This window comes from Streptomyces sp. NPDC087428 (assembly GCF_044744085.1).
Lineage (GTDB): Bacteria > Actinomycetota > Actinomycetes > Streptomycetales > Streptomycetaceae > Streptomyces.
On the sequence record NZ_JBIUXR010000006.1, the window covers coordinates 66,515 to 91,977 of the forward strand.

Sequence of the window (25,463 nt, forward strand, 5' to 3'; positions counted from 1 at the left end):
GTGACGGCGGCGGCGGTTGGCGGGGTGTCAGCCCGTGGCCCGCTGCCCGCGCCTGGTCAGCCACAGCACGCCGGCCGCGCCGGTCAGCAGCACCGTGCCGCCGAGCGTGCCGAGCGCCACCGCCGAGTCGAGCGGGCCGGTCTTCGGCAGCGAGCCGCCGGTGTCCGGTGCGCTCTGCGCGCCCCCGCCGCCCGCGGCCTTCACGTCGAGGGAGAGCGAGGGGCCCGGGTTGTTGGACGGGGTGCAGGTCGTCGTCGTACCGAGTGCCTTGATGGTCAGCACCCCGGCGGTGAAGTCGACCTTCCCGCTCTTCTTCGGGGTGTACGTCCCCGACAGATCACTGATCTTGATGGGGCTGTTGGCGGGGATCGCGGCGGAGTTGGCCGGTCCCGACACCTGGAGCTGTCCCGGGTCCGCACCGCCGACCTTGATCACCGCGCTGGGGTTCATCGCGCCCTTGCCCAGTTCGACCGGGCTGGAGGACACGCCCTTCTGGAAGGACATCGTGAGCTTGTAGCCGCTGCCGCTCTTGACGCTCTTGATGTCGATGGGCGACACGGCGGCCTTGTCCCCGATCGGGGTCTTGCACTTGTAGTTGACGTCCACGACCGTCGCGTGAGCGGCGGGCGCGGCCATCAGCACCACCGCCCCCGCCAGTCCGGACGCCAGCGCGAGAGCTGTTCGCTTCTGGTACGACACCTCGAGTTCCCCTCATGCCGGGAGTCGCCGTGCGCCGCTTCCGTGCGGCCCAAATAGCTGACGACACATCAGATTGGGCGCTCAAGGTACGCCCGGCGCCTTGTGGAGGGAAGACAAAGAGCGCGCCGATCCGGCGCGCTCTTCGAGGGGCGTGGAGCCCGGGGGACACGGCCCCCGGGGCGGGCGGACAGACCCGCGTGCGGCTATACGGGGGCGGCCAGCTCCGCCCAGACGGTCTTGCCGGGTGCGTCCGGCACCCGTACGACTCCCCAGTCCAGGCAGAGCCGCTGCACGATGAACATGCCGTGCCCGCCGGGCCGGCCGGCCCGGTGCGGGGTGCGCGGCGCGGGCTGTCCCGCGCCGCCGTCGACGACCTCGACCCGCAGCGCCTTCGGCGTGCACGCGATACGGAGCTCGTCGGGGCCCTCCGCGTGCAGGCACGCGTTGGTGACCAGCTCGGAGACGACCAGCAGGACGTCCTCCGCGGCCGCACGGCGGTCGGCGGTCGAGGCGGGGAGCCAGCCCCAGTCGTGGAGTGCCTGCCGGGCGAAATCGCGGGCCGTCGGCACGATGCCGCTGACCTGCCGCAGCGACAGCGTGCGCCACTGCCGCTCGACCGACCCCCCGGAGGAAGCGCCGGCGCCCGCGTCCGCGCGCGTGCCCGCGTCGGTACGTGCACCCACGCCTGCGCCCTCCGGCTCGCGGCCGAGGTCGCCCGGCGGATGCTGCCGGGTGGTGCTCATCAGCGCTTCACCTCACCGATTCACCATGTCGCCATTGAACAGATACAGATACGAATACAGATACGGACACCGATACAGGCGCCGGACGGATACGGAGCGTGCGGCTCGCCGAGGGCTCACCGGGGTGTCTCCTGCCCGGCCGAATCGTGACAACACCCACTTCGCCTACGCGGATCGCGTGACGCACGCAACACATGAGGTTGCCGAGGCGGTGAAACACACCACGATCAGTCGTCCAGGGCCTCGTCGAGGGAGCCGTGAACGGTGAAAACCGCCTCGGCCCCGGTGATCTCGAACACCCGCGCCACCACGGGCAGCATTCCGGCCAAATGGACCCCTCCCCCGGCTGCCTCCGCCTTGAGGCGGGCACCGAGCAGCACGTTCAGCCCGGTGGAATCACAGAATTCGAGTTGCGAGCAGTCCACCACCAGGCGCACGCGCCCTTGCTCGACCGCGCTCTCCAGGGGCTCGCGCAGCAGATCGGCCGTGTGGTGATCGAGCTCGCCCACCGGCGTCACAACCTCGCTGCGGCCCACGGTCCGGGCCTCGACCTGAAGCCGACCCCGGTTCGCACTGCCGACCGTCCCGCGGTCCATGCCCGTCCCTCTTCGCCGATCGTCACTGTCTGCATCACTGTGCGTGCAGATGCGTTGCACCTGTCGCTGACGTTGTTAAAACAGTACGCGTTCCGTGGGCCACGCGGTAGCCGAAGACCTCAACAAACCGGACATATAGCGGTAATTGGAGCTTGTAACGACCCACAGGGACCGGGTAAGGGTAGGGGGACACCCAAAACATGGCCGGCTTTGGAGGCGCCGCTTTACCGCAGGAACACGTATGGGCATCGGCAGCCATATGCCGAGAACGATGGAGGAGACCATGTCACCCCGGCTCGACGAACCGCGTACCCACAACGCGACGTCAGCATGTCCTCAGGGACTGACCGAATCAGACTCCCCTGCCGCGGCCGTCCTGGACGGTACGCGCGACAGCACCACCAGCAGTGACCACAGCGACACCGAAGGCACCACCGGCGGACTCGTGGAGCTTCCCGAGATCCCGCCCTCCTCCGAGATGGGGCCGCTGGACGCCAGGGCGCTCTCCAAGACGCTCTTCGCCCGGCTGGAGTCCCTCGAAGAGGGCACCCACGAGTACTCCTACGTACGCAACACGCTCGTCGAGCTGAACATGGCCCTGGTCAAGTTCGCCGCCTCCCGGTTCCGCTCCCGCAGCGAACCGATGGAGGACATCATCCAGGTCGGCACCATCGGCCTGATCAAGGCGATCGACCGGTTCGAGCTCAGCCGCGGCGTCGAGTTCCCGACCTTCGCGATGCCGACCATCGTCGGCGAGATCAAGCGCTTCTTCCGCGACACCAGCTGGTCCGTGCGGGTGCCGCGCCGCCTTCAGGAGCTGCGGCTCGACCTGGCCAAGGCGGGCGACGAGCTCGCCCAGCAGCTGGACCGCGCGCCCACCGTGGGCGAGCTCGCCGACCGCCTGGGCATCAGCAATGAAGAAGTCGTCGAGGGCATGGCCGCGAGCAACGCGTACACCGCGAGCTCGCTGGACGCCAAGCCCGAGGAGGACGAGAACGACGGCGCGCTGGCCGACCGGATCGGCTACGAGGACCACGGGCTCGAGGGCATCGAGTACGTCGAGTCCCTGAAGCCGCTGATCGCCTCGCTGCCCGGCCGCGACCGGACCATCCTCTCGCTCCGCTTCGTCGCCAACATGACGCAGTCGGAGATCGGCGAGGAGCTCGGCATCTCGCAGATGCACGTCTCCCGGCTGCTCTCCCGCACCCTGGTCAAGCTCCGCAAGGGCCTGACGCTGGAGGAATGAGCGGGCACCTCGCGACGCGCTCGCGAGGACTGCCGGACAAAGGACCTGCCCCGACACGGGGCAGGTCCTTCCGCGTTGCCGACGTGACGTCAGCCGTGCCGCCGGGCACCGGTGCGCTCGCCGCCCCGCCAGACCTCGTGCACCAGCGGTACGCCGGGCCGGTAGGCGAGGTGGACGTGGCTGGGCGCGTCCAGGACGACCAGGTCGGCGCGGGCCCCGGGAGCGATGCGCCCGACGTCGGTACGCCGCAGCGCAGCCGCGCCGCCCGCGGTGGCGGACCAGAGGGCCTCGTCGGGGGTCATGCCCATGTCGCGGACGGCGAGTGCGACGCAGAACGGCATGGACGAGGTGAACGAGGAGCCCGGGTTGCAGTCCGTGGAGAGCGCGACGGTGGCGCCCGCGTCGAGGATGCGGCGGGCGTCGGGCCAGGCGGCGCGGGTGGAGAACTCGGCGCCGGGGAGCAGCGTGGCGACGGTGGCGGACTGGGCCAGGGCGTCGATGTCGGCGTCGGTCAGGTGGGTGCAGTGGTCGGCGGACGCCGCGTCGAGTTCCACGGCGAGCTGGACGCCGGGGCCGTGGCCGAGCTGGTTGGCGTGGACGCGGGGGTGCAGGCCCTTGGCCCGGCCCGCGGTGAGGACGGCACGCGCCTGGTCGCCGTCGAAGGCGCCCTTCTCGCAGAAGACGTCGATCCAACGGGCGTACGGGGCGCAGGCGTCGAGCATCGGACCGGTGACCAGGCCGACGTATCCGGCCGGGTCGTCGGCGTAGTCCGGGGGGACGATGTGGGCGCCCAGGAAGGTGACCTCGTCGGTGTGGCGGGCGGCGACGCGCAGGGCGCGGGCCTCGTCCTCGACGGTGAGGCCGTAGCCGGACTTGGTCTCGAAGGTCGTGGTGCCCTGGCGCAGCGCCTCCGCGAGGTAGCGGGCGACGTTGGCGTCGAGCTCCTCGTCGGTGGCGGCGCGGGTGGCGGCGACGGTGGTGCGGATGCCGCCCGCGGTGTAGGCCCGGCCGGACATCCGGGCGTTGAACTCCTGGGTGCGGTCGCCCGCGAAGAGGAGGTGCGAGTGGGAGTCGACGAAGCCCGGGATCACGGCCCGGCCGGCCGCGTCGACGGCGTTGTCAGTGGCGGGTGCTTTGCTGGATTCACCGGTCCAGACGACCCGGTCGCCCTCGATGACGACGGCCGCGTCCTGGATCAGTCCGAGGGGGGAATTGTCACCGAGGGAGGGGTCGTTGGTGACCAGCGCGGCGATGTGGGTGATGGCGGTCGTCGTCATCGGGGGACTGCTCTCCTTGCGTGTCGGCTTCGGCGGGGGCGCGGGGCCGGGCGGCTCCTGGGGAGCGCTCAGCGGTACAGGGCCGCGACGGCCTTCGCGAGTGCCGCGGGGACGTCGGGGACCAGCGTGTGGTGCCCGTCGCGCACGATGTGCCGTCCGGCGACCACCGTATGGCGCACATCGGCCGCGGAGGCGGCGAATACGGCTGTTTCGGCAGCCAGCCTGGGGACCGGCCCCGCTGTTCTGACGGAGTCCAGGGCGATGGTCGCGAGGTCGGCGGGCGCGCCCGGTTCGAGGATGCCCGCTTCGGGCCGGCCGAGCGCGGCATGGCCGTCGGCGGAGGCGGCACGCAGCAGCGCGGAGGCGGTCCAGTGGCCGCGGGTCCGGGTGCGCAGGCGCTCGTTGAGCTCCATCGCGCGGGCCTCCTCGAAGAGGTCGATCACCGCGTGGCTGTCGCTGCCGAGGGACAGCGGGGAGCCGGCGTGCTGGAGGGCGACGGCGGGGCCGATGCCGTCGGCGAGATCGCGTTCGGTGGTCGGGCACATGCAGGTGCCGGTGGCCGTGGAGCCGATCAGCGCGATGTCCTCCCCGGTGAGATGGGTGTTGTGGACGCCGGTGGTGCGCGGGCCGAGGACCCCGTGGTCGGCGAGGAGCCGGGTGGGGGTGCAGCCGTGGGTGGCGAGGCAGGCGTCGTTCTCCGCGGTCTGCTCGGAGAGGTGGACATGGAGCGGCGCCCGCCTCTCCCGCGCCCACTCCGCGACGGTGGCGAGCTGGGCCGCGGGCACGGCGCGCACGGAGTGGACGGCGGCGCCGATCAGGGCGTGCTCGTCGCCCTTGAGGAGGGAGGCACGCTCGGCCCAGGCGTCGGCGGTGGTGTCGGAGAAGCGCAGCTGGTGCCGGTCGGGCTTCAGGTACTGGGAGGGCCGGCGGCCGAACCCGGCGGCGAGGTAGGCGGTGTCGAGCAGGGTGATCCGGATGCCGGCCTCGCGGGCGGCCGCGATCAGGGCCGTGCCCATCGCGTTCGGGTCGCTGTACGGGGTGCCGCCGGGCGCGTGGTGCAGGTAGTGGAATTCACCGACCGCGGTGATGCCGGCCAGCGCCATCTCGGCGTACACCGCGCGGGCCAGTTCGTAGTACGTGTCGGGGGTGAGCCGGGACGCGACCTGGTACATGGTCTCGCGCCAGGTCCAGAAGGTGCCGGAGCCGACCTGGACGGTGGAGCGCAGGGCGCGGTGGAAGGCGTGCGAGTGGGTGTTGGCGAGACCGGGCAGGGTGAGGCCGCGCAGCACGGTGGCGCCGGGCGGCGGGGAGTCGACCCCGGTCCGTACCCCGGCGATCAGTCCGTCGGCCACCTCCAGGAGGACGCCCGGTTCGACATGGGTGCCGAGCCAGGCATGGGAGAGCCAGTACGTCACGGGGACGGGCCTGCCCGTCGGCCCGGCTTCCGGTTCGGTTGTCGGTCCGGCTTGCGGCTCCGTCGTCATCGGCACGCGAGACCTTCCAGTACATCGGCGAGTGCGATCACCCCGGCCACGCAGTCGTCCTCGGCGGCGTGCTCGGCCGGCGAGTGCGAGATCCCGGTGGGGTTCCGGACGAACAGCATGGCGGTAGGGGCCGAAGCGGACAAAATACCCGCATCGTGTCCCGCTCCGGTGCCGAGCACGGGGGCGGCGCGACCGTCCCCACGGGTGGCGGCACCCTTCAGGATCGCGCCCAGCTCGTCGCGCAGGGCGTGCTGGAACTCCACCACGGGCGTGAAGGACTCCCGTACGACGTCGAGATCGATACCGGCCCGTTCGGCGTGTTCCCGGGCGGCCCGTTCGATCCCGGTGACGACGGTGTCCAGGGTGTCCTGGTCGGCGGCCCGGGAGTCGAGCCAGCCGCGCACCAGGGAGGGGATGGCGTTGACGCCGTTCGGCTCGACGGCGATCTTGCCGAAGGTGGCGAGGGCGCCGGCCAGCTCCGCCTCCCGGCGGGCGGCGAGTACCGTCTCGGCGTACGTGAGCATCGGGTCGCGCCGGTCGGCGAGCCGGGTGGTGCCCGCGTGGTTGGCCTCGCCCCGGAAGTCGAACCGCCAGCGTCCGTGCGGCCAGATCGCGGAGGCGATGCCGACGGGGTCGCCGGTGAGGTCGAGGGCGCGGCCCTGCTCGACGTGGAGCTCGACGAACGCGCCGATCCGGGCGAGCCGTTCGGGGTCGGGGCCGATGGCGTCGGGGTCGTACCCGGCCGCCTCCATGGCCTGCGGGAGCGTGACGCCGTCCCCGTCCCGCAGCCGGTGCGCGGCCTCGGCGGTCAGCTGCCCGGCGGCGAGCCGGGAGCCGACGCAGGCGAGGCCGAAGCGGGCGCCTTCCTCGTCGCCGAAGTTGGTGATCGCCAGTGGCCGGGTGAACTCCACTCCCCTGCCGCGGAGTTCGTCGAGCGCGGCGAAGGAGGAGACGACACCGAGCGGCCCGTCGAAGGCGCCGCCGTCCGGCACCGAGTCGAGGTGCGACCCGGTGACGACGGCGTCCCCGGCCAGGGGGTCGCCGAGCCAGGCCCACTGGTTGCCGTTGCGGTCGGTCTCCAGGGCGAGCCCGCGCGCCTCGGCCTGCGCCCGGAACCACGTACGGCAGTCGGTGTCGGCGGAGGTCCAGGCGTAGCGGCGGTAGCCGCCGCTGTCCGGGTGCCGTCCGAGGGGAGCGAGCTCCCGCCACATGTCCTGGAAGGACAGGGTCGACCGGGATCGGTCCGGCGCCGTCACGCCTCGCCCTCCCGCATCGGCACCCGCACGCCCTTGTCGGAGGCGACCGACTCCGCGATGTCGTACCCCGCGTCCACGTGCCGGATGACGCCCATGCCGGGGTCGTTGGTCAGCACCCGGCGGATCTTCTCGCCGGCCAGCTTCGTCCCGTCGGCCACCGTCACCTGGCCCGCGTGGATGGAGCGGCCCATGCCCACACCGCCGCCGTGGTGGATGGAGACCCAGGACGCCCCCGACGCCACGTTGACCATCGCGTTGAGCAGCGGCCAGTCGGCGATGGCGTCGGACCCGTCGAGCATGGCCTCGGTCTCCCGGTAGGGGGAGGCCACGGAGCCGCAGTCCAGGTGGTCGCGCCCGATGGCCAGCGGCGCGGCCAGCTCACCGCTCGCCACCATGTCGTTGAAGCGCTCGCCGGCCCGGTCCCGCTCGCCGTAGCCGAGCCAGCAGATCCGGGCGGGCAGCCCCTGGAACTGGACGCGCTCGCCGGCCATCTTGATCCAGCGGTGCAGCGACTCGTTCTCCGGGAAGAGTTCGAGCATCGCCTTGTCGGTCTTGTGGATGTCGGACGCCTCGCCGGACAGGGCCGCCCAGCGGAAGGGGCCCTTGCCCTCGCAGAAGAGCGGCCGGATGTACGCGGGCACGAAGCCCGGGAAGTCGAAGGCCCGCCCGTAGCCCGCGAGCTGTGCCTCGCCGCGGATGGAGTTGCCGTAGTCGAAGACCTCGGCGCCCGCGTCCATGAAGCCGACCATCGCCTCGACGTGCTTCGCCATCGACTCCCGGGCGCGCAGGGTGAAGTCGGCGGGCTTCTCGGTGGCGTAGTCGGCCATGTCGTCGAAGTCGACCCCGAGCGGCAGGTAGGCGAGCGGGTCGTGCGCGCTGGTCTGGTCGGTGACGATGTCGACCGGGGCGCCCTCGGCGAGCATCCGGGGCAGCAGTTCCGCGGCGTTGCCGAGCAGCCCGATGGAGAGCGGCCTGCGGGCGTCCCTGGCCTCGACCGCGAGCTGGAAGGCGTGCTCCAGGGAGTCGGCCCGCACGTCCAGGAAGCGGTGCTCGATGCGGCGTTCGATGGCGCGCGGGTCGCAGTCGACGCAGATCGCGACGCCGTCGTTCATCGTCACGGCGAGGGGCTGGGCGCCGCCCATGCCGCCGAGCCCGGCGGTCAGCGTGATCTTCCCGGCCAGCGTCCCGCCGAACTTCTTCGCGGCGACGGCGGCGAACGTCTCGTACGTGCCCTGGAGGATGCCCTGGGTGCCGATGTAGATCCACGATCCGGCGGTCATCTGGCCGTACATGGTGAGCCCGAGCGCCTCCAGGCGGCGGAACTCCTCCCAGTTCGCCCAGTCGCCGACGAGGTTGGAGTTGGCGATCAGGACCCGCGGGGCCCACTCGTGCGTCTGCATGACGCCGACCGGACGCCCGGACTGGACGAGCATCGTCTCGTCCTGCTTGAGCGTCCGGAGCGTGCGCACCATCGCGTCGAACGAGCGCCAGTCGCGGGCGGCCTTGCCGGTGCCGCCGTAGACGACGAGCTTGTCGGGGTGCTCGGCGACCTCGGGGTCCAGGTTGTTCTGCAGCATCCGCAGCGCGGCTTCCTGCTGCCATCCCAGGGCGCTCAGTTCGGTACCGCGCGGTGCCCGTACGGGGCGGGGTCCTGACATGGCAATGCCTCCTCGCGACTGTGAATTTTCTATTCACATCCTGATCGACTGAATACGTCCAGTCAACAGGGCGGCGCGACCCGGGCCAGGACAGCGCTCGTACGGCGCTCAACCGGCGCTCAACAGGCGCCCGGCAGACGCCCGGACGGCTCCCTTCCGGTGTGCGGGAGGGCATTTTCCACCGGCCACCTGCATGTACCTGTGGAAAATGCCAGAACCTCCACCAGGCCCGAGCACGTTGCGTAACCTCTGGGTCACAGCCGCACAGAGTGTCGGAGGGGAGTCCGCGTGCCCGGAATCGACGAGTGCCTGCTCGACGCCATGAGACTGCCCGGTGCCCGTGGTGCCGCCGTGGTCGACTGGACGAGCGGTCTCGCTCTCGGCACCATCGGTGACTCGCCCAACGGCGACCACGAGGCCACCGCCGCGGAGACGGCCGAGGTCGCACGGATGGCGGCCGAGCAGCCAGCCTTCGCCCTGGAGTTACCCCGGCCGCCGACCTCCGTCGGCAGCCAGGCCGTCACGGGGACGGGGTCCCCGGTCGAGGACGTCATCGTCACCACCCGGGCCGGCTACCACATCCTCCGGTTCGTCGAGACGGACTTCGACAGCAGCGTCTTCCTCCACCTCTGGCTGGACCGCGCGGAGGGCAATCTGGCCCTGGCCCGGATACGGCTGGGCGAGATGGCCGAGCGGCTGGTCCTGGCATGAGAACGACCACCCCCGCGCCCGCCCCCTCCCCCGCCCCCGTGCTCTCGCCCATGCTCCAGCGCCTCGCCGCGGAACGGGCCACCGGCGCCCTGATGCGCGACCGGGGCACCCTCTACCTCGCCGACGGCGAGGTGGTGCACGCCGAGAGCCCGGCCACGCCCGGTATCGACGTCCTGCTCACCCGGGGCGGCGCCCTGCACCGCGACGGCTGGTGGGACGCGGTCGCCCGGGCGGGGGCCGGGCAGCGGGTCGGCCGCTACCTCGTGGACAGCGGCCGGGTGGCGGGCGGCGCGCTGGAGCTGTGCCACCTGGGGGCGCTGTACGACGCGGCGTTCTTCGCCCTCGCCCCGACCCGGACCCCGGCCCGCTTCCGCTACGGGGTCGCCCACTGGATCGGCCCGGTCCGCCCCGTGCCCGTGGAAGCCGTGCAGCGCGAGACGCTCCGGCGCCGGGAGCTGCTGGACCGGATCTGGCCCGAGGCGGTGACCGACAGCGCCCCGCTCGTGCGGACCGGCCACCCGGTCGACTCCCCCGTACCCCCGCGCCAGCACCGCGTACTGGAGCGCGTGGACGGGGTGCGCACCGCGACGGACATCGCCCAGGAGCTGGGCAGGTCGGCGTTCCACACCCTGGTCGACCTCCGGCGGCTGGCCGCGTCCGGGCTGGTGGAGGCGGTCCGGACGCCGACGGGCCGGGCCGCCTCCGCGGCCCCCCGGATCGAGCTGCCCGAGGTCACCGCCGACCCCGACGTCGCCCTGCTGCGCCGGCTCCGAGACGCACTGGAGGCCCTGTGATACGCGCGCTCAGACAGCGTGCCGGGAGGAGACAGCTGATGGTGCCCGAGGCCGAAGTCCAGGATGTCCTGGCCGAACTCCAGCGGCTGCGGGCGCGGGTGCCGCTCCTCGCCGGCGCCCTGGCGGCCAGCACCGACGGACTCGTCCTCGCCCATGACACCCCGGGGGTGGAGGCCGAAGGGGTCGCCGCACTGACCGCCGCCGCGCTCGGGGTCTCGATCCGGATGACGGAGGCGACCGGCCGGGGCGGCTTCCGCGAACTCCTCGTCCGGGGCGAGACGGGCTACATCGCGGCGTACGCCGCGGGTTCGTCGGCCGTGCTGACCCTGCTGGCCGAGGACCGGATCAACGTCGGCAGGCTCCATCTGGAGGGCCGCCGGGCCGGCGCCAGGATCGGACAGCTCGTCGACGCCGCACTGGAACGCACCCCGCAGCCCGCACCCGGCGCACGCCCGCCGCTGCCCCGCACCCCGCAGCAGCCGGGCACCCTGCCCCACCGCACGACATGAACCGCCCCCAGCTCTCGCACCCAGGAAACGGAACCGGTCATCGCGGCCGGTCAGGGAAAGGAATCGAGTACTCATGGCGAACACCGAAGCGTCACTGAAGGAAGCGATGACGTCCATCGAGGGCACCGTCGGTGTCGCCCTCGTCGACTACACGAGCGGCATGGCGCTGGGCACCCTCGGCGGCGGCAAGGAATTCAACCTGGAGGTCGCGGCGGCCGGCAACACCGACGTCGTACGCGCCAAGCTCCGCACCATGGAGCACCTGGGCATCCAGGACGAGATCGAGGACATCCTGATCACCCTGGGCACCCAGTACCACCTGATCCGGCTGCTCAGGACCCGTGGCAACAACGGCCTGTTCCTCTACCTGGTGCTGGACTCCGGCCGCGCCAACCTGGCGATGGCCCGCCACCAGCTCAAGAGGATCGAGGCGGAGCTGGAGGTCTGACCGGCCGGTCAGCGGGAGCGCCGCGCCCCACCGGGTGCGGCGTCCCCGGCCACCGGCCCCGTCGTCCGGAACGCCTTGACCGGCTTGCCGGTGGGCCGCCCGCGCTCCACCCAGTCCGTGCGGACCCAGTACAGGGCGTCGTCCCGGCGCTCCCGCTGCCCGATCCGGACGGCCTTGGCCCAGAGCCCGGCCCCGGCCCCCGCGAGCAGCAGCCCGCCCGCCCCCGGCACCACGAACGCGCTCGCGACGGCCACCAGGAACGCCCCGAGCAGCCACCAGCGGTGCCCGCGGCGCCAGTTGCGTACGGTCACGGCCCGGTCCTGGAGGAAGTCGGTGCGGCCGGCCCGGGTGGCGCCCCGGGCGAGTCCGTCGTACCGCTTGCCGCGGGCCGTCGCCACGACGGCCATCGTGACCAGGAACAGCGCGGCCCCGGTCAGCAGTCCGATGCGCCGGCCGGTGAGCCCCGGCACCAGTGCCCCGATGGCCGCGGCGAGCAGCCCCGGCCACCACATGGGCGCCGCGCCGGCCCGTACGATCACGGCCACTCTCGCCAACGACTGCGCTCCGCGCCCCACGTCCGTACCCCTCTCCGACGGCCCTGTGCCCATTCCGTGGGCGCAGATTAGGGGCCGTACATGAGCGAAGTCTGAGAAGCGGCGCCCCGCCCGTGACGGACGGGGCGCCGGCGCGGGCGGCCGCGCGGTTCACTCGACGAACAGGCCCCGCGCCGCCGCCCTCGCGTCGAACTCCTCCAGCCGCGCCTGCGCGTCCGGCAGGGCGTCGCACATGGACTCCAGCAGCACCCGCCCCAGCAGCATCGGCGCACACGCCGTGTCGAAGGCGAGCCCGGTCCCGACGGCGGCCGGGATCAGCAGATCGCTGTGGCCGGCCACCGGGGCGAAGGCGGAGTCCGCGACCGACACCACGGTCAGCCCCTGTTCCCGCGCGTACGCGAGCGCGTCCACGACCTCCCGGGGGTGGCGCGGCAGCGCGAAGCAGATCAGCGCGCTGGCCCCGGCCCGCCGGGCGGCGTCGATCCGGTCGTGCAGCATGCTGCCGCCCTCGTCGAGCACCCGGACGTCGGGGTGGACCTTGGCGGCGAAGTATCCGAAGCCCCGGGCCTGCGAGGAGGCGGCGCGCAGCCCGAGCACGGGCAGCGGCCGCGAGGCGGCGAGCAGCCGTCCGGCCCGCTCGACCGGTCCCGGATCGGCGAGCAGCTCGGCGAGGTGGCGCAGGTTCTCGATCTCGGCGTGCACCGCCTGCTGGTACTCGTTGTACGTGTCCTCCCCGGCGCCCGCCGCCGGACCGGCCGGGGTGACCTCGCGCAGATGCCTGCGCAGCGCGGGGTAGCCGTCGAAGCCGAGCGCCACGGCGAACCGGGTGACGGAGGGCTGGCTCACCCCGGCCAGTTCGGCCAGCTCGACGCTGGACAGGAACGGGGCGTCGCCTGCCCTGCGCACCATCGAGTGCGCGATGCGCCGCTGGGTGGGGGTGAGCCTGCGCCCCTCGAACAGCTGCTGCAACCTCGCGGCCGGGCTGCTCCCGCTCATCCTGTCCCCTCGGTAGATCCGTCGCGCCGCGGTCCGGCACCGACGAATCCATTCAGCCAGCAAGGCGTCTGCATGTCCATATGCAGCCGCGCGGTGAGGGAGGACGGCGGCGCGTCACCGGGGGCGCGCTCCGGCACAAACAGGGGGGTTAGCCCCACTGACCCGCCCGCCCCGGATTCGTACCGTAGGGATATGGACGCACCCGACACCGAGCTCAAGAAGGAGCTCGACGCCACCCTTCAAGCCCGTAGTGAGCTGGGGGCCGAGTACGAGTCCGCGCTCGTCGAGTCGTTTCTCGAAAAGGTCGAGCAGCGGCTCGACGGCACGCTCGACCGCCGGGTCAGGCGCCATCTCGCGGAGCAGCAGATCGTCGTCGCCAGGGGAGCACAGCCGCCGCGGCCCGCCGCGGGGCACTTCGGTGAGCAGTACGGATTCGCGATCGTCTCGCTGGTCCTGGCCATCCCGCTGTCGGCCATCGGCGTTGCCAACGCGGGCATCCGGGGGCTGGTCGTGGCCTGGCTCGGGATCGTCGGTGTCAACGCCTTCCAGGCCGCGCGCGGCGGGCGGCTCTTCCGGCGCCGGGACGACGAGCGGCAGAAGTCCGACTGGGAGGAATGAGCGGCCGGGAGGGCCGGGGGTGTATCGCGGGGACCGCCGCACCCCCGGTTTCCCGGAGGGCGGGACGACGGCGGTCCCCGCGAGGGACGCGGTCCGGGTCAGGGCCGGTCTCGCATCCGGGCGACAGTGGAGGTCCGGGAGCCGCTCCGTAGTCCGTGTCGCCGTATCGGTGCCGGCGGGTCTCCCTGCCGACACCCATCAATCTGCCCGAGCCGTGTTAAGCCGGTGCTGCGGGTACGTGTCGCGCTCGTACCGTTTTCGCGAAGCCCGCGCGCGGGCCTCCCCGGCGGACCCGCCCGCGGCTTTCCCGGCGGACCCGCCTGCGGCCCTCCGCTACGGCTTGGGGACCGCCGCCGCGTCCTTGGCGAGGAACGCCAGCAGGTCCTGCCGGCTGACCACGCCCTTCGGCTTGCCCTCCACCAGCACGATCGCCGCGTCCGCCGCGCCCGCACCGCCGAGCACCGTCATCAGGTCCTCGACCGGTTCGCCGGAGCCGACCTGCGGCAGCGGCGGCGACATGTGCTTCTCCAGCGGGTCGGAGAGCGAGGCGCGCTGGGCGAAGAGCGCGTTCAGCAGCTCCCGCTCGACGACCGAGCCGATGACCTCCGCGGCCATCACGTCCGGGTGTCCCGCGCCCGGCTTCACGATCGGCATCTGCGAGACGCCGTACTCGCGCAGGACCTCGATCGCCTCGCCGACGGTCTCCTCCGGGTGCATGTGGACGAGGGTCGGGATCGGGCCCTCCTTGTAGTCGAGGACGGCCGCGACGCGTGCGGAGGGACCGGTGTTCTCCAGGAAGCCGTAGTCCGCCATCCACTCGTCGTTGAAGATCTTGCTCAGGTAGCCGCGCCCGCTGTCCGGCAGGAGGACGACGACCACGTCGTCCGGCCCCAGCCGCTTCGCGACCTCCAGGGCGCCGACGACCGCCATCCCGCAGGAGCCGCCGACCAGCAGGCCCTCCTCCTTGGCGAGCCGACGGGTCATCTGGAAGGAGTCCTTGTCGGACACGGCGACGATCTCGTCGGTGACCGTCCGGTCGTACGCCGTCGGCCAGAAGTCCTCACCGACGCCCTCGACCAGGTACGGCCGTCCGGAGCCGCCGGAGTAGACCGAGCCCTCCGGGTCCGCGCCGATGACCTTGACCGCGCCGTCGCTGGCTTCCTTCAGGTAGCGGCCGGTGCCGCTGATCGTGCCGCCGGTGCCGACCCCCGCCACGAAATGGGTGATCTTCCCGTCCGTCTGCTCCCACAGCTCGGGACCGGTGGTCTCGTAGTGGGAGCGCGGGTTGTTGGGGTTGGAGTACTGATCGGGCTTCCAGGCTCCGGGCGTCTCACGGACCAGCCGGTCGGAGACGTTGTAGTAGGAGTCCGGGTGCTCGGGGTCGACCGCCGTCGGGCAGACGACGACCTCGGCGCCGTAGGCGCGCAGCACGTTGATCTTGTCCGTGGACACCTTGTCCGGGCAGACGAAGATGCACTTGTAGCCCTTCTGCTGCGCGACGATCGCCAGGCCGACGCCCGTGTTGCCGCTCGTCGGCTCGACGATCGTGCCTCCGGGCTGCAGCTCGCCGCTCTGCTCCGCGGCCTCGATCATGCGAAGGGCGATCCGGTCCTTGACCGAGCCGCCTGGGTTGAAGTACTCGACCTTGGCCAGGACCGTCGCCTGGATGCCGGCCGTCACACTGCGCAGCCTCACCAGCGGGGTGTTGCCTACGAGGCTGATCATCGAATCGTGGAATTGCACCGTGTACTCCGGGGTCTCCGAGATGGTGCGGCAAGAGTATGCGTACGGGGACCGGATTGGGCGAAGCGATTGAACAACGGCCTCTTGGGGGCAGTTAGCTCTGTGTACGGCGGCCGCGGGCGGGGCCGTAAGGCGACGAGGAGGTGGACCGGACTGTGTCGAGAGCGAGGGTGGCACGGCGGATCGCGGCGGGTGCGGCCTACGGCGGCGGCAGCGTCGGGCTGCTGGGCGCCGCGGCGGTAGGGGTCGTGCTGGCGGAGGTCCAGCTGGCGAAGCGGCTGGTGGGCGGCGGCATCGCACCGGTCCCGCCGAGTGCGGACGGGCGGTACGGGGTGGCGTTCGCCGGACCGTCGGACCCGCTGCGGCTGGGGATGCTGGGGGATTCCACCGCGGCCGGGCAGGGCGTGCGGCGGGCCGGGCAGACACCGGGGGCGCTGGTGGCCTCGGGGCTCGCGGCCGTCTCGGAGCGGCCGGTGGATCTGCGCAACGTCGCGCAGCCGGGAGCCCGGTCGGACGATCTGGAGCGGCAGGTGGCGCTGCTGCTGGCCGATCCGTTCGGGACCCCGGACATCTGCGTGATCATGATCGGGGCGAACGACGTGACGCACCGGATGCCCGCGACCCAGTCGGTGCGCTGTCTGACCGCGGCGGTGCGCAGGCTCCGTACGGCGGGGGCCGAGGTGGTGGTCGGCACCTGTCCGGACCTGGGCACGATCGAGCCGGTCTACCAGCCGCTGCGGTGGCTGGCCCGGCGGGTGAGCCGGCAGCTGGCGGCGGCGCAGACGATCGGTTCGGTGGAGCAGGGCGGGCGCACGGTGTCGCTGGGCGACCTGCTGGGACCGGAGTTCGAGGCGAACCCGCGGGAGCTGTTCGGCCCCGACAACTACCACCCCTCCGCGGAGGGCTACGCGACAGCCGCGATGGCGCTGCTGCCGACGGTCTGCGCGGTGCTGGGGCTGTGGCCGGAGTCCGATCATCTGGACGGCGCCCGGCGTGAGGACATGCTGCCGGTGGCCAAGGCGGCCTCCCAGGCGGCCAGGGAGGCCGGTACGGAGGTCACCGGGGCTCGGGCGCCCTGGGCGCTCCTCAAGCACCGCAGGCGGCGGCGTCTGCCTGCGCCGACGGAGCCGCACCCGCACCCGCATCCGCACCCGGGTGCGCGCGGGGAGCAGGGCGGCTCCACCCGGGTGGAGCGGCGTCCTGGCACCGACACGGGCACCTCGTCCCGGACCGCCTGAGCCGACGGACTGAGCGGTCGCTTAGAAAAGAGGCCCGCATCACATGCCCGGCCGGGTGACCTCGGCAGTACGTCCGGGTAACTTCCAGAGCAGTCCAGCCAGACAGCCTTCCAGCCCTCATGGAGCCGCGTGATGCCCGAAGCCGTGATCGTCTCTGCTGCCCGTTCCCCCATCGGCCGGGCCTTCAAGGGCTCGCTGAAGGACCTGCGGTCGGACGACCTGACCGCCACGATCATCCAGACCGCACTGGCCAAGGTCCCCGAGCTGGACCCCGAGGACATCGACGACCTGATGCTCGGCTGCGGCCTCCCCGGCGGCGAGCAGGGCAACAACCTGGGCCGCATCATCGCCGTGCAGATGGGGATGGACCACCTTCCCGGCTGTACGGTCACGCGCTACTGCTCGTCCTCCCTCCAGACCAGCCGCATGGCGCTGCACGCCATCAAGGCCGGCGAGGGCGACGTGTTCATCTCGGCCGGTGTCGAGATGGTGTCCCGGTTCGCCAAGGGCAACTCCGACAGCTGGCCGGACACCCACAACCCGCTGTTCGCCGACGCCGAGGCCCGTACCGCGGCCCGCGCGGAGGAGTCCGGCGCGAGCTGGCACGACCCGCGCGAGGACGGCCTGGTGCCGGACGCGTACATCTCGATGGGGCAGACCGCGGAGAACCTGGCCCGGACCAAGGGCGTCACCCGCCAGGACATGGACGAGTTCGGCGTCCGGTCGCAGAACCTCGCCGAGGAAGCCCTCAAGAACGGCTTCTGGGAGCGCGAGATCACCCCGGTGACGACGCCGGACGGCACGGTGGTCGCCAAGGACGACGGTCCGCGTGCGGGCGTCACCCTGGAGGGCGTGCAGGGCCTGAAGCCGGTCTTCCGCCCCGACGGCCTGGTCACCGCCGGCAACTGCTGCCCGCTCAACGACGGTGCCGCGGCGCTCGTGATCATGTCCGACACCAAGGCGCGCGAGCTGGACCTGACCCCGCTGGCCCGGATCGTCTCCACCGGCGTCTCCGGCCTCTCCCCCGAGATCATGGGCTACGGACCGGTCGAGGCGAGCAAGCAGGCGCTGAAGCGGGCCGGACTGGGCATCGACGACATCGACCTGGCCGAGATCAACGAGGCCTTCGCCGCCCAGGTGATCCCGTCCTACCGGGACCTCGGCCTGCCGCTGGACAAGGTCAACGTCAACGGTGGCGCCATCGCCGTCGGCCACCCCTTCGGCATGACCGGCGCGCGGATCACCGGCACGCTGATCAACAGCCTGCAGTTCCACGACAAGCAGTTCGGCCTGGAGACGATGTGCGTGGGCGGCGGCCAGGGCATGGCGATGGTCATCGAGCGGCTGAGCTGACCGGGGCCGCGTTCCGCCGGGCCCGAGCGCGGGCGGCCTTCCGATGACCGTCACAGGCCCCGCCCGCCGGGCCCTTCGGGGCCTTTCGGGCCTTCCGGACCGGTCGGCGTGGCCGGTTCCGAGCCCCGAACGTGACCGAATCTCCCCCAGGATGTGACCTATCTCCTGGGGGAGAGTCATTCCCGCAGGTCACACCCACATCAGGGCTAAACCCCAGGCACAAAGACCTGTCCAATTCGTGACGTAATGCACTGACACATGGTGCCGGTACAGGCCAAGCTGATGTAGGAAGTCGGGGGATCGATTGAAACCGGGAGTATGTCAGTGAGCGCCATGCCTCTTGCCCTGTTGCTGACCACCGCCGCTGCCACGGCCGTGGGCGCCGCTGCTCTGCACGCCGCTCACGGGCTGCGCAAGCAGGTATCCGCCCTCCGGAGGGAGCTGGCCGACGACCGCGCCCGTGCCGCCGCCGTCCCCGCCCAGAGCCGCAACGACGCCACACCTGCCGCGGAAATACGCGCGGCGGTCGCCGAGGCGCTGGCCGAGGAGCGCGAGCGCGAGCTCGCCGAGGCCCGCGCCTTCTGGGCCTCGCAGGAGGCGCGCGACGCCGCCGACGCCCCGTCCCTGCTGGGCGGCCTGGCCGGGATCGGCGAGGACGCCCCGTTCTTCATGCCGCGCCAGGCCGACTTCGCCGGTCTGGAGGCGATGGACCTCGACGCCGCGGAGGCGCTGGAGGAGCTGACGGAACTGGCCGAGCTGGCGGACATCGCCGAGCTCCCCGAGATCGCGGAGTTCGCCGAGGACTCCCCCGAACTGGCCGCGGCCCGTCGCCGCCACCCCTCGCACCCCGACTTCGTGCCGGTGCAGACACCCGTTGTCACCGATCACGAGCGTACAGTGAACCGCCTGGAAGAGCTCGCCGACAGCCGTACGGAACTCGCCGACGTGCGCCCCGGCCCGCTCGGCACCCTGGACGTCTACGTCTTCGCCGACGGCACCACGCTCTGCATGACCCCCGGCCACCGGGAGACCGCGGAGCGTCTGGCCGAGTCGCTGCGGTCCGGCGAGCACCCGGTGCTGCTGGGCGGTTCCGGGGTCTCCGGCGCGTACGCGCTCACGTTCTCCTGCGGCAGGGAGAACGTGTACATACTGGCCGACCGCGTCATCGCGAGCTTCTAGCCCGCGGACCGGTCGCCCGGCACCTCCCCCGGCACAGCGGCCCTCGCCGGCCGCTGCCCAGCACACCCCGCACGCCCGGAGCGCCCAGCGCTGCCGCCTGTCGCCCTGTGGCTCAGGCGAACGCCCGCGCGGTCGCTTCATCGACGAATCGCACGGCCTCGTCCAGCTCCGCCGACGGGGCCGTTTCCAGTGCCACGGCCAGATCCCGGCCCGCGACCGCGAGTTGGTCACCGATCGCGAAGATCCCGGCGTCCGGCATGGTCCTCGGCTCCCGCTCCGGCGCCTCGATGCGCTGGGCCCGCACCGCCAACCGCCTGGCCACGGCCAGCCCTTCGGCCGCCGCTCCCCGCTGCAGCCTGCTCTGCGGGGCGGCACGCAGCCGGTCGGCGAATCGGTCCACGGCGATGATCAGGGGCGTCGTATCGAGCACCCCGCGACCCTACGCGCCCCGCCGGGACTGTTGCCAACGGGCTGACACCCGGGCACGGTGCCGGGAAGGCGCAGCCCCCCTCGGCAGCCCCGTCCCCGCGGAACACAGAACGGCCCGCAGGCTCCGTCGAAGGAGCCTGCGGGCCGTTCACACGAGATCAACGGACCTGGCGGAAAGCCAGGCCTAGTCGTCGCCGCTGAGGATGGAGAGCAGGCGCAGCATCTCCAGGTAGATCCACACCAGGGTCATGGTGAGGCCGAAGGCCGCCAGCCAGGACTCCTCGCGCGGGGCGCCGTACGCGACGCCGTCCTCGATCTGCTTGAAGTCGAGTGCCAGGAAGCACGCGCCGAGGATGATGCCGACGACACCGAAGAGGATGCCGAGGCCACCGCTGCGGAAGCCGAGGCCGTCACCGCCACCGAAGGCGGCGAACAGCAGGTTGACCACCATCAGGAGCATGAAGCCCATGGCGGCGGCCATCACGAAGCCGTAGAAGCGGCGGGTGACGCGGATCCAGCGCATCTTGTACGCGAACAGCACACCGGCGAAGACACACATGGTGCCCATCACCGCCTGCATCACGACGCCCGGTCCGATGTACGTGCTGACCGCGCTGGAGATGACCCCGAGGAAGACGCCCTCGAAGGCCGCGTACGCGATGATCAGCGCGGGAACCGGAGTGCGCTTGAAGGACTGGACGAGCGACAGCACGAACGCGATCAGCGCGGCGCCGATCGCGATGCCGTACGACTTGCCGAGGTTGGCCTCGTCGACGGGCAGCAGGGCCCAGGCGACCGCGGCACCTGCCACGACCGTGCCCAGCGTCAGTGCCGTACGGGTGACGACGTCGTCGATCGTCATCGCACCGGAACGCGCCGGTGCCTGCGGGGCGCCGAACTGGGCGTCCGGCTGGGCATACGGGTTGGTGGCGTATGGGTTGGCACCCGCTACTGGGGCCCCGGCCTGCGGTGCCGCGTTGACGTTCGCGTAACCGTTGTCGCGGCTGAAGCCCCGTCGCGAGAAGACCGGGTTGCTGCTCCTCATCTCACTCCTCCATGGCCACCCAGCGTGGCCTTGGGACAAGAGTAATGGGTAGGCAAAACAAACTCCCTAGTGCCAGGGGAGGATCTTTCCCCGATCGTCCGCCGGGGGCCGGCCCCGGCGGAGCGGGCCCGGGTCTTCGCCCATTCGGTGCCGACGCGGCGGCCCGCGCGTCGGATGCCGGGCGCGTACCGCGCCGGACTGCAAGATTCTCTGGACCCAGCCCCCGGCCATGAGGACGGCTCCGTGGACCGCACGCGTTCCGAGACCCGGGGCCGCCGGGTGCCGAGACTGCTTCCGTTCGCCGCGTCCGCCCTGTGCGCGGTGCTGAGCCTCTCCTGCTCCCCCACGGCTGCGCGTCCCGCCGCTCGGGGCTCGGCGGCCGCGTCACACCTGGCGGGCGAGGCGCCGGACGGCACTCAGGGATGCCGGCGCACGCTGGTCGGGGTGGCGCATCCCGATGACGACCTCTACTTCACCGATCCCGACATCGGCCGGACGATCCGCGCGGGCTGCCCGCTGACCACGGTGTATCTCACCGGGGGCGACGACGGACGGAGACGCCAGGAGGCCCTGGACTACGTGCGGCGCAGGGAGGACGGGGTGAAGGCGGCCTACGCGCGGCTCGCGGGGGTGCCCGGCCGCTGGAGCGAGGAGACGCTGCGGGTGAACGGCCGCGGCATCCGGTCGCTCCGGCTCGCGAACAGCAGGGTGCGGCTGGCGTTCGTGGGACTGCACGACGGGCTTCCGGGCGGTCAGTCGCCACAGAGCATGCTGCGGCTGTTCGTGGGCGACCGGAAGCGGATCCAGCTGTTCCAGGGCGGCGGGAGCTATACGGAGGAGCAGCTGCTGAAGACCCTGTCCGCGTTCGCCCGGCAGGAGCGGGCCGAGCAGATCCTCACCATGGACGACGACAACGCCTCCTTCGCCTTCGGTCTGACCGGCCGTATCGACCATGCCGACCACGGCATCGGCGCACGGTACTTCAGGACCGCGGGATACATCGCCGGGATTCCGGTGCGGTCCTATCTCGGGTACACGATGTCGAGGTTCAAGCCGAACCTTCCCAGCGACCAGGTGCGCGAGAAGGAGGCGGTGGCCCGGCTGTACCTGGCCGAAGTCCTCTGCGGACCCACGCGCGCGAAGTGCGACGTCACCGAGGACCGCCGGGGCCGGCTGCCGAGCGACGCCGCGGACTGGATTCACCGGCAGTACGAGCAGGAGCACCGCGCTCCCCGCCCGGGGGAGATCATGGGGGACATCGGCAGAACCACCGCGTTCACCGGCTGGAAGCCGGAACAGTGCCTCACGGCGGTCGGTACGGACGGCAAGGACGGCTCGGTCCGGATCGAGAGCTGCGACGGCTCCCGCGGCCAGAAATGGGACATCGGGGCGGACGGCACGATCCGGTCGCGACGCTACGCGGACCACTGCCTCACCAGAACCGCGGACAGCGCGGGGCTGACGCGCTGCGAGACGGCGGACAAGGGCCGGCGGTGGAGTGCCCGGCCTTGGCCGGACCGTACGTGGAGACGCAGCGCCTGGATGCTCGCCGGAGAGGGGGACGCGTGTCTCTTCCAGGACGACCGCCCGCTCCCCTCCCGGTGGGACGCGAAGGACCACCAGCATCCCCGGCTGGGGCTCCTCGGCTGTGGCGCGCAGATCCGGCCCGGCCTCTACTGGCGCTGGCAGCAGGGCTGAACCCCCACCGCCGGGTGCTGAACCCCCACCGCCGGGTCAGGAGAACAGGTTCTCCGGGAAGTCGGTCAAGAACATCACCAGCACGAGCGCCATCAGCGCCAGGCCGACGGCCCCCTCGGTCAGGGCCGCGCGCGGGCTGCCGGCCAGCGTGGCGGTGCGCTTGGGGTCGGCGGGGTCGTAGCGCACCGTGACCCGCGCGCCCTCGATGAAGCGCCTGTTGCCGCCGTCGTGGAACTCGACCCACTCGCCGTTCCGCGCGGTGAACGCGAAGACGTGCCAGGTCCGCCGGTCGTTCGACGAGCCGGTCGCCGAGTCGCGCTCGTACACCCGGATGCAGCGCGCCGGAGCGGTGACGCCGGAGCGCGCCCCGCGCAGTTGCCGGGCGGTCCGCCCCAGGGACCTGAGCGCCGCCAGGGCGACCACACCGATGAGTACGTACGACGTGTTCATGGCTTCCTTGGTCCGTTGATGCCGTGCCCCGCTGCCCTGGTTCCCCGACGCCTTCTAGCCGTTGCGCAGCCTGTCGGCGAGGAAGCCCACCGCGCAGCCCGCCAGCAGCACGACGAGCTGGACCAGGAAGGTGATGACCGTGAGGTCGCTCCCCTGGGACACGTAGATCACCAGTTGCAGGGCGACGGCGGGCGCGAACGCGGCGAGGGCGTGCCGTACCCGGGAGTCCCGTGACGGCGAGCGGTGCACCGCCGCCGCGGCCCAGGTGCCGAGCGCGATGCAGACAGCGGACGGCAGGTGCAGGAACAGGATGGTACGGGCGGGCGTGGCCACGCTTGACGGGTCGTCGCCCGCCACCCAGTCCCACACGACCACCGCGACGCACAGCTCCGCGATCACGGTCACCAGGATGCCCGCGGCCCACGGCAGCATCAGGTCGAACAGCCGCCGCCTGTCGCCGGCGGGGGCGGGTGCGTACCCGCGGTGTGCGTCAAATCGGGACATTCGACTGCCTCTTCGTCGTCGGCCGGCGCTCGGGCACTACTTCACCTCGATGCTGTCGACGATCTTCGTCCGGTCGGCGTCGCTGAGCTTGCCCGCCTGGGCGTCGATGCGGACGGAGTAGATCTTGCCCTGGGAGTCGACGCCCGTGATGACCACGCCGTTGACCTTGGCGCCCTTCGGGGGCGACTGCGGCACACCGGTACCGGTGTAGCTGAAGTCGATGCGCTTGGCGCCCTTCGCACCCTTGATGCCGGCGTCCTTGGTGTCCTTCACCTCGGTGGTCGCCATGAGGAGGGCCCGGCCGACGGAGGCCGCGTCGTCGCCGTTCGAGGCGTTGGCGAAGCCGCTCTGGATCGACACCTTGACCGTGGGCCGGTCGCCCTCGCTGCGGAGGGCCGCGGCGTCGTTGAGCTTGCCGAGCTCCGCCTTGCTCTGCTCGGTGAGGTCGGCCGGGTAGGAGAGCGACACGGTCGGCCCCGACAGCTCCTTCCAGCCGCTGGGCGCGGCCGGCGCCTCCTGCTTCTCCGAGCCGCAGGCGCCGAGCGTCAGTCCGGCGGTGACGACAGCGGTCGTGACGGCGACGGCCTGCACCGTCCGGCGGAGGGAACGGTAGGTCATGATCACGTCTCCTAGTGCTGGTCGATCAGTTCGCACAGTAGCTGTACGGGACGAAGGAGCGCTGCCCGTTGGTGGGGGCCCCCAGGAACTCGGCCTTCTGCAGGTTCTTCTCGCTCTCGGACGTGGTGTAGGCGCCGTTGATGCCCGCCACCTCCAGATTGATGTCGAGGCCGATCTCGTCGGACGAGGAGGAACCGTCGTACTCCTGCTTGCTGACCTGCCCGTGCTGGAACGCGTAGTGGCCGAACGGGTCGCCGGGGCCGGGGTCCTTGGTCGGGACCGGAGTGCCGGTGAACAGGTAATTGAACGCGCTGTTCATGCCCTGGCCGGAGAACATCTGGGCCTTGATGCGGTCGGACTCCGCCTTGGAGAGGTTCTTGTCGTCCAGCGGCACGGTGGTCGTGACGACCTGGGTGGTCGTCCCGCCGCCCTTCTTGTTGCCGTTGACGTCGCCCTTGATACCGGCGTTGGCGTCCGCCTTCCCCTCAAGGGTCCGCGTCATCGTGATGCTCTTCACCTTGCCGGTCTTGCTGTCGACCGTGACCGTGATCGCACCCGCCGCCGAGCCGTTGGCCTCGGCGCCTGCCTTGGCCGGTCCGGCCTCCGCCTTCGCGTACGCACCGCCGGTGGCCTTGGCCTGGTAGGTGTACGCGTCGGTGTTGTTGATGTGGTTCTGCGTCAGGGTGACCTCCTGGGACTCGGAGATCTTGACGCCCGCCTCGATGGTGGCGCCCGGCTTGGGGGCCGGGCTGGTCGTGCCGTCGGGGTTGGTCGTGTCAGGGGCGTTCATCCCGGCGCCGAACTGGAAACCGGCCTGAGCGGCGACCTCCAGGCTCAGCTTCTGGGTGGTGATGTGCTTGTTGCCGAGCCGGTCCTCGATGTTCTTCTTGAGGCGGCTCTCCTTGGCCTTCGGGCCCTTGCCGAACCAGCTGGCGATCTCCGTGCTGCCGCCCACGATCGGGCTGAGGTTGGAGAGCTTGTTCAGCCGGTTGAGCTTCTTGTACTCCTGGAGGTCCTTGCGGAACTGGTCCGCTTCCTTCTGGCTGTCGAACACCCAGGTGTCGCCGGTGGTGACCGTGAGCCCGGCGCCGATCTCGACCTTGTCCTTGCCCACGTCGCCGATCTTGATGCGGGCCTTGGGCTTCTCCGTGCCCTTCACCGAGGCGGCGTCCGTGAAGGTGAGCGAGACCTGCTCGTCCTTGTCGTCGATCTTTCCGTCTTTGTTGACGTCCGTCTTGGCCTTGGACGTCGTCTCCTCGAAGCCGAACTCGCCGCCGAACTCGATACCGAGCGTCTCGAAGGAAACGCCCACCTTGCCGCCCTGGGTACCGGACTTCGTGACCGTCGCACAGGTGATGGGCTCGAACTCCGCGTTGGGATCGGCGCCCGCCTCACCGCCCTTGCCCGAGTCGCACCCGGCGCTGCCGCCGCCGATCGACGAGACGAGGCACTGGATCCGCTGGGTGATCTGCCCACCGAGACCGGCCACCGCCATACCGCCGATGAGGGAGACGACGACGAGGATCGTCCCGAGGTACTCGAACGCGGTGGCTCCCCGGTCACCCCGCCTGCTGCTGGGTATGGGCTCCCGGTACCTCGTTCGCGGCATGACATGTC

The 25,463-nt window shown here is 71.6% G+C and carries 26 protein-coding genes; 10 read left to right on the forward strand and 16 right to left on the reverse strand.

What is annotated here, in order from left to right; all coding sequences use genetic code 11:
* Window positions 1–27: 27 nt before the first annotated feature.
* The 3 genes from ACIO3R_RS13995 to ACIO3R_RS14005 form a co-directional block, all read right to left on the reverse strand.
* Window positions 28–699: a peptidase gene (locus tag ACIO3R_RS13995; RefSeq protein WP_385034284.1), complete on the reverse strand. Its 672-nt coding sequence runs from the start codon at window positions 697–699 to the stop codon at window positions 28–30.
* Between the two features lie 203 nt (window positions 700–902).
* A complete protein-coding gene (locus ACIO3R_RS14000; protein WP_385034286.1) occupies window positions 903–1,442 on the reverse strand; it encodes an ATP-binding protein in 540 nt (179 codons plus the stop codon).
* A 227-nt stretch (window positions 1,443–1,669) separates the two neighbouring features.
* Window positions 1,670–2,038: an STAS domain-containing protein gene (locus ACIO3R_RS14005; protein ID WP_385034288.1), complete on the reverse strand. Its 369-nt coding sequence runs from the start codon at window positions 2,036–2,038 to the stop codon at window positions 1,670–1,672.
* Between the two features lie 283 nt (window positions 2,039–2,321).
* Here ACIO3R_RS14005 and ACIO3R_RS14010 point away from each other — a divergent pair, with 283 nt between their 5' ends.
* Complete coding sequence (locus tag ACIO3R_RS14010) at window positions 2,322–3,284, forward strand: RNA polymerase sigma factor SigF (RefSeq protein ID WP_402106035.1); 963 nt, start codon at window positions 2,322–2,324, stop codon at window positions 3,282–3,284.
* Window positions 3,285–3,373: 89 nt separating this feature from the next.
* Here the strand turns inward: ACIO3R_RS14010 and hutI are convergent, their stop codons facing one another.
* The 4 genes from hutI to hutU all read right to left on the reverse strand — a co-directional run bounded on the left by hutI (window position 3,374) and on the right by hutU (window position 8,959).
* Window positions 3,374–4,561 (reverse strand): imidazolonepropionase, encoded by a 1,188-nt coding sequence (gene hutI, locus ACIO3R_RS14015; protein ID WP_385034290.1) that lies wholly within the window; start codon window positions 4,559–4,561, stop codon window positions 3,374–3,376.
* 68 nt (window positions 4,562–4,629) lie between these two features.
* Entirely contained in the window at window positions 4,630–6,045 is a 1,416-nt protein-coding gene (locus tag ACIO3R_RS14020) for a formimidoylglutamate deiminase (protein WP_402105727.1), read from the reverse strand.
* The gene (locus tag ACIO3R_RS14025; protein ID WP_385034344.1) at window positions 6,042–7,256 is read right to left on the reverse strand and encodes an allantoate amidohydrolase; all 1,215 of its coding nucleotides are present in this window, start codon (window positions 7,254–7,256) and stop codon (window positions 6,042–6,044) included. The genes ACIO3R_RS14020 and ACIO3R_RS14025 overlap by 4 nt, the downstream gene beginning before the upstream one ends.
* A 41-nt stretch (window positions 7,257–7,297) precedes the next feature.
* Complete coding sequence (gene hutU / locus ACIO3R_RS14030) at window positions 7,298–8,959, reverse strand: urocanate hydratase (protein WP_402105728.1); 1,662 nt, start codon at window positions 8,957–8,959, stop codon at window positions 7,298–7,300.
* Between the two features lie 288 nt (window positions 8,960–9,247).
* Between hutU and ACIO3R_RS14035 the strand changes: the two genes are divergently transcribed.
* The 4 genes from ACIO3R_RS14035 to ACIO3R_RS14050 all read left to right on the forward strand — a co-directional run bounded on the left by ACIO3R_RS14035 (window position 9,248) and on the right by ACIO3R_RS14050 (window position 11,421).
* Window positions 9,248–9,670: a hypothetical protein gene (locus ACIO3R_RS14035; RefSeq protein WP_385034296.1), complete on the forward strand. Its 423-nt coding sequence runs from the start codon at window positions 9,248–9,250 to the stop codon at window positions 9,668–9,670.
* Entirely contained in the window at window positions 9,667–10,464 is a 798-nt protein-coding gene (locus tag ACIO3R_RS14040) for a transcriptional regulator (protein ID WP_385034298.1), read from the forward strand. Before ACIO3R_RS14035 ends, ACIO3R_RS14040 begins: the two co-directional genes overlap by 4 nt.
* 38 nt (window positions 10,465–10,502) lie before the next feature.
* Window positions 10,503–10,973 carry a roadblock/LC7 domain-containing protein gene (locus ACIO3R_RS14045; protein WP_402105730.1) on the forward strand — a complete coding sequence of 157 codons (471 nt, stop codon included), beginning with the start codon at window positions 10,503–10,505 and terminating at the stop codon, window positions 10,971–10,973.
* A gap of 73 nt (window positions 10,974–11,046) precedes the next feature.
* Complete coding sequence (locus ACIO3R_RS14050; RefSeq protein ID WP_385034302.1) at window positions 11,047–11,421, forward strand: hypothetical protein; 375 nt, start codon at window positions 11,047–11,049, stop codon at window positions 11,419–11,421.
* A gap of 8 nt (window positions 11,422–11,429) precedes the next feature.
* Here the strand turns inward: ACIO3R_RS14050 and ACIO3R_RS14055 are convergent, their stop codons facing one another.
* Complete coding sequence (locus ACIO3R_RS14055) at window positions 11,430–11,966, reverse strand: hypothetical protein (RefSeq protein WP_385034304.1); 537 nt, start codon at window positions 11,964–11,966, stop codon at window positions 11,430–11,432.
* A 159-nt stretch (window positions 11,967–12,125) separates the two neighbouring features.
* Window positions 12,126–12,971 carry a MurR/RpiR family transcriptional regulator gene (locus ACIO3R_RS14060; protein ID WP_363023865.1) on the reverse strand — a complete coding sequence of 282 codons (846 nt, stop codon included), beginning with the start codon at window positions 12,969–12,971 and terminating at the stop codon, window positions 12,126–12,128.
* A 192-nt stretch (window positions 12,972–13,163) separates the two neighbouring features.
* On the opposite strand from ACIO3R_RS14060, the gene ACIO3R_RS14065 reads away from it, so the two are divergent.
* Window positions 13,164–13,589, forward strand: a complete 426-nt coding sequence (locus ACIO3R_RS14065; RefSeq protein WP_402105733.1) for a hypothetical protein — start codon at window positions 13,164–13,166, stop codon at window positions 13,587–13,589.
* Between the two features lie 333 nt (window positions 13,590–13,922).
* On the opposite strand, the gene ACIO3R_RS14070 is transcribed toward ACIO3R_RS14065, so the two are convergent.
* Window positions 13,923–15,332 carry a cystathionine beta-synthase gene (locus tag ACIO3R_RS14070; protein WP_385034310.1) on the reverse strand — a complete coding sequence of 470 codons (1,410 nt, stop codon included), beginning with the start codon at window positions 15,330–15,332 and terminating at the stop codon, window positions 13,923–13,925.
* Window positions 15,333–15,502: 170 nt separating this feature from the next.
* Between ACIO3R_RS14070 and ACIO3R_RS14075 the strand changes: the two genes are divergently transcribed.
* The 3 genes from ACIO3R_RS14075 to ACIO3R_RS14085 all read left to right on the forward strand — a co-directional run bounded on the left by ACIO3R_RS14075 (window position 15,503) and on the right by ACIO3R_RS14085 (window position 19,102).
* On the forward strand, window positions 15,503–16,570 hold the full coding sequence (locus ACIO3R_RS14075) for an SGNH/GDSL hydrolase family protein (RefSeq protein ID WP_385034346.1): 1,068 nt from the start codon (window positions 15,503–15,505) through the stop codon (window positions 16,568–16,570).
* 132 nt (window positions 16,571–16,702) lie between these two features.
* A complete protein-coding gene (locus ACIO3R_RS14080) occupies window positions 16,703–17,923 on the forward strand; it encodes an acetyl-CoA C-acetyltransferase (RefSeq protein WP_402105735.1) in 1,221 nt (406 codons plus the stop codon).
* Window positions 17,924–18,241: 318 nt separating this feature from the next.
* Complete coding sequence (locus ACIO3R_RS14085; RefSeq protein WP_385034314.1) at window positions 18,242–19,102, forward strand: hypothetical protein; 861 nt, start codon at window positions 18,242–18,244, stop codon at window positions 19,100–19,102.
* Between the two features lie 112 nt (window positions 19,103–19,214).
* Here the strand turns inward: ACIO3R_RS14085 and ACIO3R_RS14090 are convergent, their stop codons facing one another.
* Both ACIO3R_RS14090 and ACIO3R_RS14095 read right to left on the reverse strand, forming a co-directional pair.
* Window positions 19,215–19,532: a hypothetical protein gene (locus tag ACIO3R_RS14090; protein WP_385034316.1), complete on the reverse strand. Its 318-nt coding sequence runs from the start codon at window positions 19,530–19,532 to the stop codon at window positions 19,215–19,217.
* A 183-nt stretch (window positions 19,533–19,715) separates the two neighbouring features.
* Window positions 19,716–20,576: a Bax inhibitor-1/YccA family protein gene (locus ACIO3R_RS14095; RefSeq protein ID WP_402105737.1), complete on the reverse strand. Its 861-nt coding sequence runs from the start codon at window positions 20,574–20,576 to the stop codon at window positions 19,716–19,718.
* 243 nt (window positions 20,577–20,819) lie between these two features.
* Between ACIO3R_RS14095 and ACIO3R_RS14100 the strand changes: the two genes are divergently transcribed.
* Window positions 20,820–22,274, forward strand: a complete 1,455-nt coding sequence (locus ACIO3R_RS14100) for a PIG-L family deacetylase (RefSeq protein ID WP_385034320.1) — start codon at window positions 20,820–20,822, stop codon at window positions 22,272–22,274.
* 36 nt (window positions 22,275–22,310) lie between these two features.
* On the opposite strand, the gene ACIO3R_RS14105 is transcribed toward ACIO3R_RS14100, so the two are convergent.
* Genes ACIO3R_RS14105 through ACIO3R_RS14120 form a run of 4 tightly spaced genes read right to left on the reverse strand, consistent with a single transcriptional unit; the run spans window position 22,311 to window position 25,455 of the window.
* Window positions 22,311–22,724: a DUF3592 domain-containing protein gene (locus tag ACIO3R_RS14105; RefSeq protein ID WP_385034322.1), complete on the reverse strand. Its 414-nt coding sequence runs from the start codon at window positions 22,722–22,724 to the stop codon at window positions 22,311–22,313.
* A 54-nt stretch (window positions 22,725–22,778) separates the two neighbouring features.
* Window positions 22,779–23,228, reverse strand: coding sequence for a hypothetical protein (locus tag ACIO3R_RS14110; protein WP_385034324.1), 450 nt, complete (start codon window positions 23,226–23,228; stop codon window positions 22,779–22,781).
* 36 nt (window positions 23,229–23,264) lie between these two features.
* The gene (locus ACIO3R_RS14115) at window positions 23,265–23,846 is read right to left on the reverse strand and encodes a hypothetical protein (protein WP_385034326.1); all 582 of its coding nucleotides are present in this window, start codon (window positions 23,844–23,846) and stop codon (window positions 23,265–23,267) included.
* A 25-nt stretch (window positions 23,847–23,871) separates the two neighbouring features.
* Window positions 23,872–25,455 (reverse strand): hypothetical protein, encoded by a 1,584-nt coding sequence (locus tag ACIO3R_RS14120; RefSeq protein ID WP_385034328.1) that lies wholly within the window; start codon window positions 25,453–25,455, stop codon window positions 23,872–23,874.
* Window positions 25,456–25,463 lie beyond the last annotated feature (8 nt).